12 protein-coding genes (1 of these 12 cut by a window edge) are annotated in these 13,988 nt (G+C 58.6%); 9 read left to right on the plus strand and 3 right to left on the minus strand.

Annotated elements, in window-relative coordinates; translation table 11 throughout:
• The 4 genes from ameR to NYR50_RS11345 all read left to right on the plus strand — a co-directional run.
• Positions 1-95: the final stretch of a TetR family transcriptional regulator AmeR gene (gene ameR / locus NYR50_RS11330; RefSeq protein ID WP_418136006.1), read on the plus strand. It extends 565 nt beyond the left edge of the window; the window shows 95 of its 660 coding nt (coding positions 566-660); its start codon lies off the left edge, out of view; it ends in the stop codon at positions 93-95.
• Between the two features lie 199 nt (positions 96-294).
• The gene (locus NYR50_RS11335) at positions 295-1,497 is read left to right on the plus strand and encodes an efflux RND transporter periplasmic adaptor subunit (RefSeq protein ID WP_418136007.1); all 1,203 of its coding nucleotides are present in this window, start codon (positions 295-297) and stop codon (positions 1,495-1,497) included.
• A gap of 53 nt (positions 1,498-1,550) precedes the next feature.
• A complete protein-coding gene (locus tag NYR50_RS11340) occupies positions 1,551-4,640 on the plus strand; it encodes an efflux RND transporter permease subunit (RefSeq protein WP_418136008.1) in 3,090 nt (1,029 codons plus the stop codon).
• A gap of 149 nt (positions 4,641-4,789) precedes the next feature.
• Entirely contained in the window at positions 4,790-6,241 is a 1,452-nt protein-coding gene (locus NYR50_RS11345; RefSeq protein ID WP_418136009.1) for an efflux transporter outer membrane subunit, read from the plus strand.
• A 120-nt stretch (positions 6,242-6,361) separates the two neighbouring features.
• On the opposite strand, the gene efp is transcribed toward NYR50_RS11345, so the two are convergent.
• Positions 6,362-6,931 carry an elongation factor P gene (gene efp / locus NYR50_RS11350; RefSeq protein WP_174009329.1) on the minus strand — a complete coding sequence of 190 codons (570 nt, stop codon included), beginning with the start codon at positions 6,929-6,931 and terminating at the stop codon, positions 6,362-6,364.
• Between the two features lie 250 nt (positions 6,932-7,181).
• On the opposite strand from efp, the gene epmA reads away from it, so the two are divergent.
• From epmA to NYR50_RS11365, 3 genes are all read left to right on the plus strand, one after another.
• Positions 7,182-8,246, plus strand: coding sequence for an EF-P lysine aminoacylase EpmA (gene epmA / locus NYR50_RS11355; protein WP_418136010.1), 1,065 nt, complete (start codon positions 7,182-7,184; stop codon positions 8,244-8,246).
• A complete protein-coding gene (locus tag NYR50_RS11360) occupies positions 8,243-9,307 on the plus strand; it encodes a lysine-2,3-aminomutase-like protein (protein ID WP_418136011.1) in 1,065 nt (354 codons plus the stop codon). Before epmA ends, NYR50_RS11360 begins: the two co-directional genes overlap by 4 nt.
• 379 nt (positions 9,308-9,686) lie before the next feature.
• A complete protein-coding gene (locus NYR50_RS11365) occupies positions 9,687-9,875 on the plus strand; it encodes a hypothetical protein (RefSeq protein ID WP_006313965.1) in 189 nt (62 codons plus the stop codon).
• A gap of 351 nt (positions 9,876-10,226) precedes the next feature.
• Here NYR50_RS11365 and NYR50_RS11370 read toward each other — a convergent pair whose 3' ends face one another.
• Positions 10,227-10,463, minus strand: coding sequence for an Lrp/AsnC ligand binding domain-containing protein (locus tag NYR50_RS11370; protein ID WP_006313966.1), 237 nt, complete (start codon positions 10,461-10,463; stop codon positions 10,227-10,229).
• A 103-nt stretch (positions 10,464-10,566) separates the two neighbouring features.
• Positions 10,567-11,493: a LysR family transcriptional regulator gene (locus NYR50_RS11375; RefSeq protein ID WP_418136012.1), complete on the minus strand. Its 927-nt coding sequence runs from the start codon at positions 11,491-11,493 to the stop codon at positions 10,567-10,569.
• A gap of 130 nt (positions 11,494-11,623) precedes the next feature.
• Here NYR50_RS11375 and NYR50_RS11380 point away from each other — a divergent pair, with 130 nt between their 5' ends.
• Both NYR50_RS11380 and modA read left to right on the plus strand, forming a co-directional pair.
• Positions 11,624-12,907: an NAD(P)/FAD-dependent oxidoreductase gene (locus NYR50_RS11380; protein WP_418136013.1), complete on the plus strand. Its 1,284-nt coding sequence runs from the start codon at positions 11,624-11,626 to the stop codon at positions 12,905-12,907.
• 288 nt (positions 12,908-13,195) lie between these two features.
• Positions 13,196-13,987, plus strand: coding sequence for a molybdate ABC transporter substrate-binding protein (gene modA / locus NYR50_RS11385; protein ID WP_174020816.1), 792 nt, complete (start codon positions 13,196-13,198; stop codon positions 13,985-13,987).
• Position 13,988: the final 1 nt, after the last annotated feature.

The raw sequence follows: 13,988 nt of genomic DNA on the forward strand, positions 1-13,988 counted from the left end.
TCATCGCACGGGAAGATATCGGCAATTTGGCAACACGTTGTGATCAACTCGTCGATCTAATCGATGCGGGATTACGCAATCCGCTTGCTAAGTGACGATTCCCAATTTACGTCACCTTCTCGCAATTGCTTGCGAAGCGCATAAGCCTGCGCTTCTATGCGCGTGGCGGTCCGGACAGAATGAGCGAATCGGGTCCCTTTCAAGGCCTTCGCCTGTCGTGTCTGTTTCCGGACGCGCATCCGCCGAGCGACATTGCGCTTATAGTTGAATGCGACCGATACGCAGGGAAGAACGATGAGCCGACGTATTTTACCCCTATTTGCTTCTCTGTGTGTAACCGCGGTTCTGGCGGGATGCAGCGATGGTGGCGAAAGCAGCAAGACCGCCGGCCAGGGCGCCGAGCGTCCACCGTCTCCGGTCAGCGTCATCGTTATGAAGACCAGCGAATATCCTTTGACCACCGTTCTTCCCGGTCGCGCCAGCGCGTTCCAGACGGCGGAAATCCGCCCACGCGTGACCGGCATCATCCGCGAAATTCCCTTCAAGGAAGGTAGCGAAGTCAAGCAGGGCGACGTTCTCTACCAGATCGAGGACAACACCTATCTGGCGGAGGTGGCGCAGGCCAAGGCAAGCGTCGCGAAGGCGGAAGCCAGTGTTCCGAGCGCCCAGGCGAACCTTGCGCGCTACGAGCGGCTGGTCAACAGCGGTGCGACGCAGATCGAATATGAAAACGCCAAGGTGACGCTGCTTCAGGCCGAGGCCGATGTTGCCCAGACCAAGGCGGCGCTGGAAACGGCTGAGATCAACCTCGATCTCACCAAGGTCCGCGCGCCTTTCGACGGCATTACCAGCGCAACTGCCTTCAGCATCGGCAACGTGGTGACGGCAAACCAGACCACGGCCTTGACGACGCTGCGCCGCATCGATCCGATCTATATCGACCTGATGGAATCCAGCACCAATCTTCTGCGTCTGAAAAAGGCAATCTCCTCCGGTCAGCTCGGTGGTGACACGAAAGAGACCGGCATCCATCTGACGCTGGAAGACGGCACCGAATATAAGCATGACGGCAAGATCGACATGTCCGACATGGCGGTGAGCGAAACCACGGGCACCTTCTCCATCCGCGCCCTGTTCGAAAACCCTGATGATCTTCTGCTTCCCGGCACCTATGTCCGTGCCACGCTGACCATCGGCAAGGAAAAGGGCTTCCGCATTCCGCAACGCGCCGCGAGCCGCAACGCCAGTGGCGAACTGACCGCGAAATTCGTGACGGCGGAAAACAAGGTGGAAACCCGCACCTTCCCGTCCAGCCAGCAGTCGGGCAACGCCTGGCTGGTGACGGAAAACGTCAAGGATGGCGATAAGCTGATCGTCGACGGCTTCCAGTGGATTGCCGAAGGCGCGACGGTCGCACCGGTTGAAGTGACCATCGACGATCGCGGTATCGTCGTTCTGCCGCAGCAAGCTCCGCCTGCCGCCGCCCCCACGAAATAAGCATGAGCACGAAACCCTCGGTCGAAGCTCGTAAAAGGTAAGGCAGGACTGCCATGGCCCATTTCTTCATCCGGCGCCCCGTTTTTGCATGGGTTATCGCCATCGTCATCATGCTGGGCGGCGCCCTTGCGATCTGGACGCTGTCCATTTCGCAGTACCCTGAAATCGCGCCAACGACGGTGCGCGTCAGCGCCACCTATAATGGCGCCAGTGCCGAAACCGTCGAGAAATCGGTGACGACCATCATCGAGGATGGCATGACCGGTCTCGACGACCTTACCTATATGACCTCGTCGTCTTCGACGGGCAGCGCCGAAGTGACGTTGACCTTCGGGAACAGCATCCTGCCCGACATCGCGCAGGTTCAGGTGCAGAACAAGCTGCAGCTCGTCCAGTCGCAATTGCCCGATACCGTGCAGCAGCAGGGTCTCCAGGTCAGCCGGTCGACATCGAGCATTCTGATGGTCGGCGCGTTGATCTCCACCGACGGCAAGCGCAACTCGGCCGATCTCGGCGACGTGTTCTCCTCGCGTGTCGAAGACCAGATCAAGCGTCTCGAAGGCGTGGGCAGCATCAACGTCTTCGGTTCCGAATATGCGATGCGCATCTGGCTCGATCCGTTCAAGCTCAACAAATACCAGCTGACCACGGCCGACGTCACCGGCGCCATTCAAAGCCAGAATACCCAGGTTTCGGTTGGCTCGCTTGGCGCAGTACCGGCCGTCAAGGGCCAGCAGCTCAACGTGACGGTGACGGCGCAGAGTCAGCTGACCACCGTCGCCGATTTCGAGAAGGTCATCCTCAAGGTCGAAAAGGACGGCGCAACCGTCCGCCTCAGCGACGTTGCCCGTATCGAGATCGGCCAGGAAACCTATGGCGGCGATTCCCGCTCCAACGGCCGCCCTTCGGCCGGTTTCGCGGTCAACCTCGCCACCGGTGCAAACGCGCTCGACACGGCAGCGCGCGTCAAAGCGGCTCTGACCAATGTCGAGGGCTCGCTGCCGGAAGGCGTCTCGATCGAATATCCCTATGACACGACGCCCTTCGTAAAGCTGTCGATCGAGAAAGTGGTGCATACGCTGATCGAGGCGATCATCCTCGTCTTCGTCGTGCTTCTGGTGTTCCTGCAAAACCTCAGGGCCACCTTCATTCCGATGATTGCCGTGCCGGTGGTTCTGCTGGGAACATTCGGTGTGCTGGCATTGACAGGCTACTCGATCAACACGCTGACCATGTTCGCCATGGTTCTTGCGATCGGCCTTCTCGTCGATGACGCCATCGTCGTCGTTGAAAACGTCGAGCGCATCATGTCGGAAGAAGGTCTTTCCCCGGTCGAGGCGACGGAAAAGTCGATGGGTGAAATCACCGGTGCGATCATCGGCATCGCGCTCGTCCTGACCGCCGTGTTCATTCCGATGGCTTTCTTCGGTGGATCAACCGGCATCATCTATCGCCAGTTCTCGATCACCATCGTGTCGGCCATGCTGCTGTCCGCCGTGGTCGCCATCGTTCTGACGCCGGCGCTTTGCGCCACCATGCTGAAGCCGATCGACCACCATAAGAAAAAGCGTGGACCGGGCGCCTGGTTCAACCGCGGCTTTGGCAAGGCGACGGACGGTTATGTGTCCTCCATCGGGTATCTGCTCAAGCGTCCGCTGCGCGTGATGATCATTTTCGCGGTCGTCATCGGTGGCTGCGTCTGGTTCTTCAGCAAGCTGCCGAGCTCGTTCCTGCCGCAGGAAGACCAGGGCGTGCTGCTGACGATCATCCAGACGCCGACCGGCTCCAATATCGAACGCACCAATGAGGTGGTCAAGCAGGTCGAAAACTACTTCCGCGAAAAGGAAGCTGCCAATGTCGAATCGGTTTTCGGCGTGCTCGGCTTCAGCTTCAGCGGTTCGGGCCAGAACAACGCCATTGTCTTCACCAAGCTCAAGGATTTCGAGGAGAGAACCGCGCCGGATCAGCACGCCGGCGCCATCGTGCAGCGCGCGATGGGCACGTTCTTCGGTTTCCGCGACGCGCAGGTGTTCCCGCTTCTGCCGCCTGCTATTCAGGGCATGGGCACATCGAGCGGTTTCTCGATGTATCTCGTGGATAGCGGCCGCAATGGCACCGATGCCCTCACTGCCTCATCGAAGGAACTGATCGCGCTTGCCACCGGCAATCCGAACATCAGCTCGCTGCGAAGCGACAGTCAGGACAATGAAACCCAGATGAAGATCGTTCTCGATCAGGAAAAGATGGGAGCCATGGGGGTCGATCTGTCCTCTGTGAACCTGATGCTGTCGACAATCTTTGCCGGGCGCGATGTCAACGACTTCACGCTCAACGGCGAACTGAAGCCGGTTTATGTCCAGGGTGACGCACCCTACCGCATGCAGCCGGACGATCTGAAGTTCTGGTATGCCCGCAACACCAGCGGCGAGATGGTGCCCTTCTCCTCCTTCAGCGAGGTCAAATGGATCAATGCGCCGCCGTCTCTTGCCCGCTTCAACGGCACTGGTGCGATCTCGCTGGAAGGTACCGCCGGCGCAGGCGTCGCGTCAGGTGAGGCCATGGACGAGATGGAACGCCTGACAGCGAGCCTGCCGGGTGGCTACACCGTGGCGTGGCAGGGCATTTCCTATCAGGAGCGACTTTCCGGCTCGCAGGCGCCGATGCTTTACGCACTGTCGGTTCTCATCGTGTTCCTTTGCCTTGCTGCCCTCTATGAAAGCTGGTCGATCCCATTCTCGGTCATCCTGGCCGTCCCGGTGGGCGTCCTCGGTGCCTTGACCGCGGCCCATTTCTTCGGTCAGACGAACGACGTCTACTTCAAGGTTGGCCTGCTGACGACCATCGGCCTTGCCGCAAAAAACGCGATCCTGATCGTCGAATTCGCCAAGGAGAGACAGGAGCATGGGTTAAGTCTGGTGGAAGCGGCGCTAGAGGCGGCCAAGCTGCGCCTGCGCCCGATCATCATGACGTCGCTTGCCTTCATCCTGGGTGTCGTGCCTCTCGCAATCGCAACCGGAGCGGGTTCCGCCGCACAAAATGCAATCGGTATCGGGGTCCTGGGTGGTATGCTTTCTGCAACACTGCTCGGAATTTTCTTCGTTCCGTCCTTTTTCGTCATCATTCGCCGCCTTTCAAGGCGTTAACAAAACAAAAATGGGCTGTGCCAACCGTTAATACGCTGCTAGAAATGTTGCCGATTTGGCTAATGCACGTTTCTAGGGCATATCGACCGCGCAGCCCATTTGTCAGCAAGCCGCGCTCGGTAAGCCAACCTAAGAATTGGGAAAATTACATGCTGTCTATTCGCGCCACTCTTCCCCTGACAATGCTGCTGCTTTCAGGCTGTGTTGTCGGGCCAGACCACCAGACGCCGGAAATTCAATTGCCGGGCAAGTTTGCGGAAGCCGGAAAAACCAGTAATGGCGACATCAGCACCGTGGCATGGTGGAATGCATTCAACGACAGCCGCCTCAATGGTTACGTTTCCACCGGGCTCACGCAGAACCTGACGGTTCTGCAGGCGATCGAGCGCATTAATCAGGCTCAATCCAACATTACCGTTGCGGGCGCCGGCTCCTTACCGAGCCTGACCTCCACATTCCGTCACCAGACCCAGGGCAGCGGCGGAAGCCTGCCTTCCACGAACGATAACGTCACCAACACGACGAGCAATGCTTTCAACGTCGGCTGGTTGCTGGACCTGTTCGGCCAATACCGTCGCGCTCAGGAAAGTGCGGGAGCATCGCTCGATGCTGCCTATGCAACGGCCAACGTTCAGCGCCTCACCTTGATTTCCGCTGTTACGTCTGCCTACATCGACGTGCGCTATTATCAGGAGCGCCTTGAGATCGCCCGTCAGAACCTGGGCTCCCGTCGCGAGACACTCAGCCTGACGAAGCTGCAGCTGGACGCCGGTGCGGCTTCCCGCCTGGATGTCGTTCAGTCCGAAGGTCTCGTCAATTCCACCCTGGCTCAGATGCCGGCTCTGGAAACGAATTTCCGTCGTGCGGCACACCGCATCGCAACCTTGCTCGGCATGCCGGCCGACTCGCTTGTCATGGAACTTCAAAGAGGCGCGCGCCAGCCTGTCGCCCGTACCATTCCGCGCACAGGTGTACCGGCCGACCTTATCCGCAACAGACCGGATATCCGCGTCGCTGAACGCCAGCTCGCCGCTGCCGTTGCCGATATCGGCGTTGCCGAGGCACAGCTTTATCCCAGCATCACGCTGAGTGGTTCGATCACTCCGAGCTTTAGCAAGATCAGCAATGGCGCGAGCGGCACGGCCAATGGCTGGGGCTTTGGTCCTTCGATCACGCTGCCGATCCTTGATGGCGGAAGATTGCGCGCTGGTGTCGATATTCAGAAGTCGGTTGCCCGTGAACAATACCTTGCGTGGAAGGCAACCGTTCTGAATGCGGTGGAAGAAGTCGAAAACGCTTTGACTGCTCTTAATCGCGACCAGCAGACGGTTAGTGCCTATCGCAGAACTGTGTCCTCCTATCAGGAAGCGCTCTCGCTCGCGACGGCCAGCTATCGCGACGGCGCATCCTCGCTTCTCGATGTTCTCGACGCCCAGCGTAACGTCTCCGACGCCCAGTCACAGCTTGCGACGGCCATCCAGCAGGCCGCGCAGGATTATGTGGCATTGAGCGTTGCACTCGGCGGCGGTTATGCCGTCGGCCAGACGACCGCGCCGAAGGGTCCGACGATCGCCGCTGCTGTTGCTGCCAAGCGCATGTAACCAGCGCCAAAAAAGACAAACAAAAAGCCCGCGTTTCGACGCGGGCTTTTTGTTATTTCACGCCACAAAATAAAAAAAGCACCGGTCGCCCGGTGCTTTTTGCTTACCCAGCCTTCACGCTCAGTTCTTGGCGCGCTCGACGTAGGAATTGTCTTCCGTCGCGATGACCACGCGGATACCGGCGTCAACATGTGGCGGGACCATGGTGCGGATGCCGTTGGAGAGAATTGCCGGCTTGTAAGAAGAAGAAGCCGTCTGGCCCTTCACAACCGGTTCCGTTTCCACGATTTCCAGCGTGACATGACGCGGCAGTTCGACAGCCAGCGGGTTGCCTTCGTGAATGGAAAGAACGCAGGTCATGCCTTCCTGCAGATAGGCCTTTTGGTCACCCATCGTCTCGACATCGACTACAACCTGATCGTAGTTTTCCGGGTTCATGAAGTGGAAGCCTTCACCATCTTCATAAAGGAACTGGAAGTTCAGGTCTTCAACGAAAGCCCGCTCGACCTGCTCGGTGGTGCGCCAGCGCTCGGAGACCTTCGTGCCATCAACGATGCGGCGCATGTCCACCTGCGTGACCGGCGTACCCTTGCCCGGGTGGAAGTTCTGCGCGGTGAGAACGACGTAGAGCTTGCCGTCCACGTCGAGAACATTGCCCTTGCGGACGGATGAGGCGATAACCTTGACCATATGACTTCCTTGTAACTCGATGAAATGCGTCGTAAAGGACTGCGCGGCAGCACCGGCCCCGGCAGACGTTTGTCTTTTTTCTGGGGCGCAACTACCTTAAATTCGCGCGAATTGCCAGCCTTCTACAGCAATTCGCGGAAGAGTGCCTAGCGGTTTTCCGCCCGGAATTGCTTTAAATGATGCGTTCAGGCGTTTTGCGGACTGTTTCCCCGCAATCGGGCGCCGCAGAGAAGACGGAAAAGAACAGACGATGCGCGCAAGCAACGAGACCATGTCGCCCTGGTGGACACCGGATGTCCACGCCGACCGCCGCGCTTTTCTCCTTGGCCGCAACGCGATCCAGTCGGCATTTCGCGGCTATTTCGCACTTGCCGATTTTCTCGAAGTCGACACTGCCACCCTGCAGGTTTCCCCCGGCAATGAAGCGCATCTGCACGCCTTTGCCACAGAGGGTCTGACGCCGGGCGGCGAGGCCGTGCCGCTCTATCTCCATACCTCGCCGGAATTCGCCTGCAAGAAGCTGCTCGCCGCCGGTGAGAAACGCATTTCCTGTTTCGCTCATGTTTACAGGAACCGGGAAAGAGGCCCGCTGCACCACCCGGAATTCACCATGCTGGAATGGTATAGGGTCGGCGAAACCTATGAGAGCCTGATGAAGGACGGCGCCAATCTCCTGGCACTGGCCGCCGAAACCACAGGGACCAAACATTTCACCTATCGCGGCCGCAGTGTCGATCCCTTCCTCGAGCCGGAACGTCTGAGCGTTCCCGAGGCCTTCGAACGTTATGCCGGTATCGATCTTCTGGCGACCATCAGCCGCAATGGCGAAACGGATGAACGGCACCTCGCCGCAAGCCTCACCAATGCCGGCGTCCGCGTGGCCGATGACGATACCTGGGCGGATATGTTCAGCCGCGTCATCGTAGAGCGGGTGGAGCCGGAACTCGGTTTCGGCCGCGCAACCATTCTTGATGAATATCCCACCAGCGAAGCGGCCCTTGCCCGCAAATCGCCTGGGGATGCCCGAGTGGCGGAACGCTTCGAGCTTTATGCCTGCGGCGTGGAACTTGCCAATGCCTTCGGTGAATTGACCGATGCTGCCGAACAGAGACGCCGTTTCGAAATGGAGATGGCCGAGAAACAGCGGGTTTATGGCGAGACCTATCCGCTGGACGAGGATTTTCTGGCCGCACTTGCGATCATGCCGCCGGCAAGCGGCATAGCGCTCGGTTTCGACCGGCTGGTGATGTTGGCAACCGGCGCACCCCGCATCGATCTTGTCATGTGGGCGCCCGTCGCGGACTATGGACGATGACAAGGTTTGAAACCATCAAGACACCGGAAGCGCTGCTCGAAGCGGGGTTGATCGAAGCCGAAGCGCTTGAGGACCTGCGCGCAGTGACGCAGCGTTATGCGCTCGCCATCACGCCGGCGATTGCCGGGCTGATGGACAGTCGCGATCCGCAGGATCCGATCGCCCGGCAATTCGTGCCAGATCTCGCCGAACTCGTCCATCTTCCCGAAGAACGCGACGATCCGATCGGCGACGACGCCCATAGCCCCGTCCACGGCATCGTTCACCGTTATCCCGACCGCGTTCTTTTGAAGGCGGTGCATGTCTGCCCGGTCTATTGCCGTTTCTGTTTCCGCCGCGAAATGGTCGGCCCGCAGGGCAACGGGATGATGAGCCCGGAAGAACTGGACGCGGCATTCGCCTATATCAAGGCAAACCCGGCCATCTGGGAGGTCATCCTCACCGGTGGCGATCCTCTGGTGCTCTCACCAAGACGATTGTCAGACCTGATGAAACGGCTAAGGGACATACCGCACGTCAAGATAGTCCGTTTCCATACCCGCGTGCCGGTCGTCGATCCCGATCGCGTCGACGCGCCACTGATCGAGGCACTGAAGGAGAGCGGCAAGACCACCTATGTCGCCCTGCACGCCAATCACGCCCGCGAACTCGGCGACGCTGCCAGAAACGCCTGCGCACAGTTGATCGATGCCGGCATTGCCATGGTCAGCCAGACCGTGCTTTTGAAGGGCATCAACGATGATCCGGCGGTTCTGGCCGAGCTGATGCGCAGCTTCGTCGAAAACCGTATCAAGCCCTATTATCTGCACCATCCCGATCTCGCCCCGGGCACAAGCCATTTCCGGCTGACGATCGAAGAGGGGCAGCGAATCGTTTCCGCTTTGCGCGGGCATGTCTCCGGTCTTTGCCAGCCGACCTATGTTCTCGACATCCCCGGCGGTCACGGCAAGGCCATGATCGGCCGAAATGCGGCCGAAAAAACCCGCGATGGCTGTTACTCCGTCTCCGACTTCAACGGAAACGATCATATTTACCCGCCGGCGACATTCGGCAGCGATTAAAAAAAAGCATAAAAAGCTCGCCATGCCGGGCTTTTCACGGCGGCTTCCCACGAAAACAAAAATTTCACATTTCCGCCCCTCTCCTGTCATCATAAAGAAAAATATTCTAGCTATAACAATCAGCATTGATTTTAGTGCTGGTCTGGATTATCAGTGTGGAACTGGAGAGCGAGTCTCCTGATTCTGGGCCAACACCAATACAGGGAGTGTGTCATGTCAAAACATATCAACATTAACGCAATCCTTGGTCTTGTGTCCTGGAATGCTGGATTTAAATCCACGTGTTCCCGCTGCTGTCGAATGTGACCTGACGGTCTCAATTTCCTGAAAATCAGTTCGACAACATGCTGTGTTAATGAGCCACAGCGGGAGTATACCTATGCAAAAGCAAGTTATTGAATTCGCTGGCGAACCCGTCGGCATCGTCATACCGGACAACGACCGGCTGAAGTTCATCGCGGTGAAGTTCCACGTTCACGACCTGGACGAACAGAAGTTCGACAGCGCCGATGACGTGCGGATCGCGATCCGCGATCTCGTGCGCAGCCGGAATCTGGCCGCGGCCTGATGCGGGAAACCCTTCACCCGATCATTGCCTCGTCCCCGTCAATATCAAAGCGCGCCGGATATAGTATCCCGAACACGGGGTCGATGGCGCGCTTTTAGTGTATCAATTCGTCTGCCGAGCTGGCCACAAGCCAGTCGGGACGTCTCAAAAGTTCTGATGCAGTGAGCTGAAAAAGCACCTGTAAATCAGGATGAGAGCCACGGGCTGCGTATACGGCCTTCCTGACGCTCCAAACTCTTCCCTCATTCCTGTTGCCCGCAACCAGCCTTAAGGCTGCCACTCGCCACCAAGTCCTCAAGCTGAAAGGGCTCTCCCTCCACGCGGATGCACGGTCGAAGGCTGGGAATACAGTCAGAACGCGGTGAAGGTCAGCGTCGTTAGCGAGCGGACGATGCCGGGAATATTGACGATATGCTGATTGATGAATTTGCCGATATCCTCCTCCTGCGGAAGATAGATCTTCAGCATCAGATCATATTCACCGCTGGTGGAATAAAGCTCGGAAACGAGTTCCGTTTTATAGATGGCATCGGCGACATCATAGGTCTTGCCGGGCTCGCATTGAAGCTGAACAAAAATGGGCTTCACGGACATCTCCCGTATTGAAATTTGCGGTGCGTGGCGCCGTCCGCCACAGGTCATGGCGCACTATTGGCTTAGCCGCGCCGCTCTTGCAAGACCGACCCCCGGTTTACGCCGAAAAGTCTTCGCCGCCGATACCCCTGCCGATTGTGGCCTGAGAAACGATCCAGCGCCGGAAACTTTCAAGTGGCGGATAGCTGGCGCGGTCCGGCATGCAGGCAAGATAGTAGGCTTCGTCGCTTTCCACTTCCCCTGCAACGGCTACGACCAGACGTCCGCTTCGCAATTCCTCCTCAATCATGAAGGAAGGCACAAGCGAAGCCCCGACGCCAGCACTCGCCGCCTCGGCAATCGTCGTGAACTCATCGAACAACATGCCGTGTACATTGTCGAAACGCACATCATGGCTGCGAAACCATTGTTCCCAGGCGTCCGGCCGGGTTGTCATATGCAGGAGCGGTACATGCAGCAGATCATCCGGCTGAGAAAGCCCGTGAACCTCCTTGAAAGCTGGGCCGCACACCGGAATGACCTTTTCATGCATCAGGAAAACCAGTTCGGCGCCCGGCCAATGCGGCAAACCGAAATGGATCGCCGCATCGACGGTATCGGTGCGGAAATCGAACAGCGACGACCGCGTCAGAAGATTGACAGAAATGCCGGGATGCCGGGCGATGAAATCGGGAAGGCGCGGAACCAGCCACCGGGTGCCGAAGCTGGGCAGCACGCCGAGATTGAGCGTTCCGCCATCCGGATTGGCACGCAAATTGAGGGACGCCGTCGAAATACGCCGCAAAGCCTCGCGAATTTCCCGCGCATAAGCTTCTCCCGCCCGGGTCAACCGAATGGTCTGCCGTTCACGCAGGAACAGCGCTACACCAAGCTGCTCTTCAAGCGCCAGAATCTGCCGGCTGACCGCACCCTGTGTCAGACCGAGCTCCCTTGCCGCAGCGGTGACGCTGCCGGTGCGCGAGGCGGCCTCGAAAGCCGCCAGCAGCGAAAGCGACGGCAGAAAACGGCGCGGTGGCAGAACCATATTCCCCCACGGAATGAACTCTTGACGATATGTCGATATTCAACAGACGGAGTGGCTTGTAAAGTCTCATAAACAAGGGCTTGTCACTCATACGAAAATCAAATGAACTCGCCCGCACTATGGTGGAACGATGTATAACGACCCCCGCTCACATGGCCTCTGGGAAAAGACCGCTCCGCAACCGCCCGTGACACCGGCGCTGCAGAGGGATGCGGTTGCCGACGTCGTGGTCGTCGGCGGTGGTTTCACCGGGCAGTCCGCCGCGTTGCATCTTGCCGAACGTGGTCTGGACGTCATCCTGCTGGAAGCGAAGGAGATGGGTTTCGGCGGCGCGGGGCGTAATGTCGGCCTCATCAACGGGGGCATGTGGGTTATGCCCAAAGAGCTTCCCGATGTGCTGGGCGAGACCCACGGCGAACGGCTTCTCGATCTTCTGGGCGATGCACCGCTTCTCGTCCGCGACCTCGTGGAAAAACACGGCATTCCCTGCGAGATCGAGAAAAACGGGACGCTGCATTGCGCCGTCGGTGAAAAAGGCCTCGCCGAAATCCGCGAGCGTTGCGCGCAATGGTCGGCGAGAGGCGCGCCGGTTCGAGTTCTCGATGCTGACGAGACAGCGAGCTATATCGGCAGCAACGCCTATTCCGGCGCGCTTCTCGACAGCCGCGCCGGCACGATCCAGCCGCTGGCCTATGTTCGTGGCCTTGCCGGCGCAGCACAGAAGGCCGGCGTCCGGCTGCATACGGCAAGCCCGGTCATCGAAACTGGCCGCAACGGCGCAAAATGGGTGGTGAAAACGCCAGAAGGATCGGTAACGGCAAAATGGATTGTCGTCGCAACCGAGGCCTACAGCACCGGCCCCTGGCAGATTATCCGCGAGGAACAGGTTTACCTGCCCTATTTCAATTTCGCCACCAGGCCGCTCAGCGACAATCTGCAGAAAAGCATCCTGCCCGGTCGGCAGGGCTGCTGGGATACGAAGGAAATCCTGTCATCCTTCCGTATGGACAAGGCCGGTCGGCTCGTCTTCGGCAGTGTCGGCGCACTGCGCGGCACCGGCGCCTCCATTCATCGTGCCTGGGCGAAACGCTCGCTGAAGCGGCTTTTCCCGCAGTTGGGCGATGCGAAATTCGAATGTGAATGGTACGGCCAGATCGGCATGACGGACAATGCCGTGCCGCGCTTCCATAAATTCGCGGAGAATGTCGTCGGCTTCTCGGGTTACAACGGCCGCGGCATCGCCCCAGGGACGGCCTTCGGCAAGGTGATTGCCCAGCATATTCTCGGCGAGATCGCCGAAGCCGATCTGCCCTTGCCGGTGACGGAACCGAAAGCACAGGCTTTCCGTGCCGTGAAGGAAGCCTATTACGAGGCGGGCGCGCAGATCGCCCATTTCGCCAGCGAGCGGTTTTGATCAGGCAGAACGGGCGGCCTTGATAAGGAAAAACCTGCCCTCAAACTCGACGTCGTCCTTGGGCTTGTCCCAAGGATCTAATCACGTCCAATAAAATCAAGGCGTTGCAGATAACAGGGACAAGCCCGAGCATGACGACGGAAAGCTTTTTGACCTTGATCATCCCTCTGCATAAACACTCACAGCGACCTCTTTGCTCACCTCATCGATATATCCTTGAAAATATAATGATTGCCCTATAGGCCTATCGTTATATTCATCGGAATACATCTGACCCTGGGGGACATCATGAGACTTATGCGCCGCAGCTTCTTCAAAACCATTGCCGCCGCCACATCCTTCTGGATGGCGGCCTCCTTTGTGGCTGTTCCAGCCCATGCCGCCGAGAAGGTTACGGTTTTTGCCGCCGCGAGCATGAAAAACGCGCTCGACGCCATCAATGCGGAATGGGCCAAAGAAAGCAGCAACGAGGCGACGGTTTCTTATGCCGCAAGTTCGGCGCTCGCCAAGCAGATCGAACAGGGCGCCCCTGCGGACATCTTCATTTCCGCTGACCTTGCATGGATGGACTATGTCGCCGACAAGAAGCTGATCAATGCCGACAGCCGCTCCAATCTTCTCGGCAATCGCATCGTTCTCGTCGCGCCCGCAGACAAGGCAAAACCGGTCGAGATCAAGCAGGGCTTCGATCTTGCGGCTCTGGTCGGCGATGGCCGCCTCGCCATGGGCGCAGTCGATTCCGTTCCTGCTGGTAAATACGGCAAGGCCGCACTGGAAAAACTCGGCGTCTGGTCCTCGGTCGAAAAGAAAGTCGCCGGCGCTGAAAGCGTCCGTGCCGCCCTGTTGCTCGTCTCGCGCGGCGAAGCGCCCTATGGCATCGTCTACCAGACCGACGCCGCCGCTGATCCCGGCGTGAAGATCGTCGGCACCTTCCCGGAAGACAGCCATCCGCCGATCATTTACCCGGTCGCCATTCTCTCGGAAGCAAAATCGCCGGCAGCGAAGTCCTATCTGGATTTCCTGAAGTCCGCGAAGGCAACGCCCTTCTTCGAAAAGCAAGGCTTTACCGTTTTGAAATAAG

This window comes from Agrobacterium sp. El2ro-1b (assembly GCF_048298475.1).
In the GTDB taxonomy this organism is placed as follows: domain Bacteria; phylum Pseudomonadota; class Alphaproteobacteria; order Rhizobiales; family Rhizobiaceae; genus Agrobacterium; species Agrobacterium fabrum.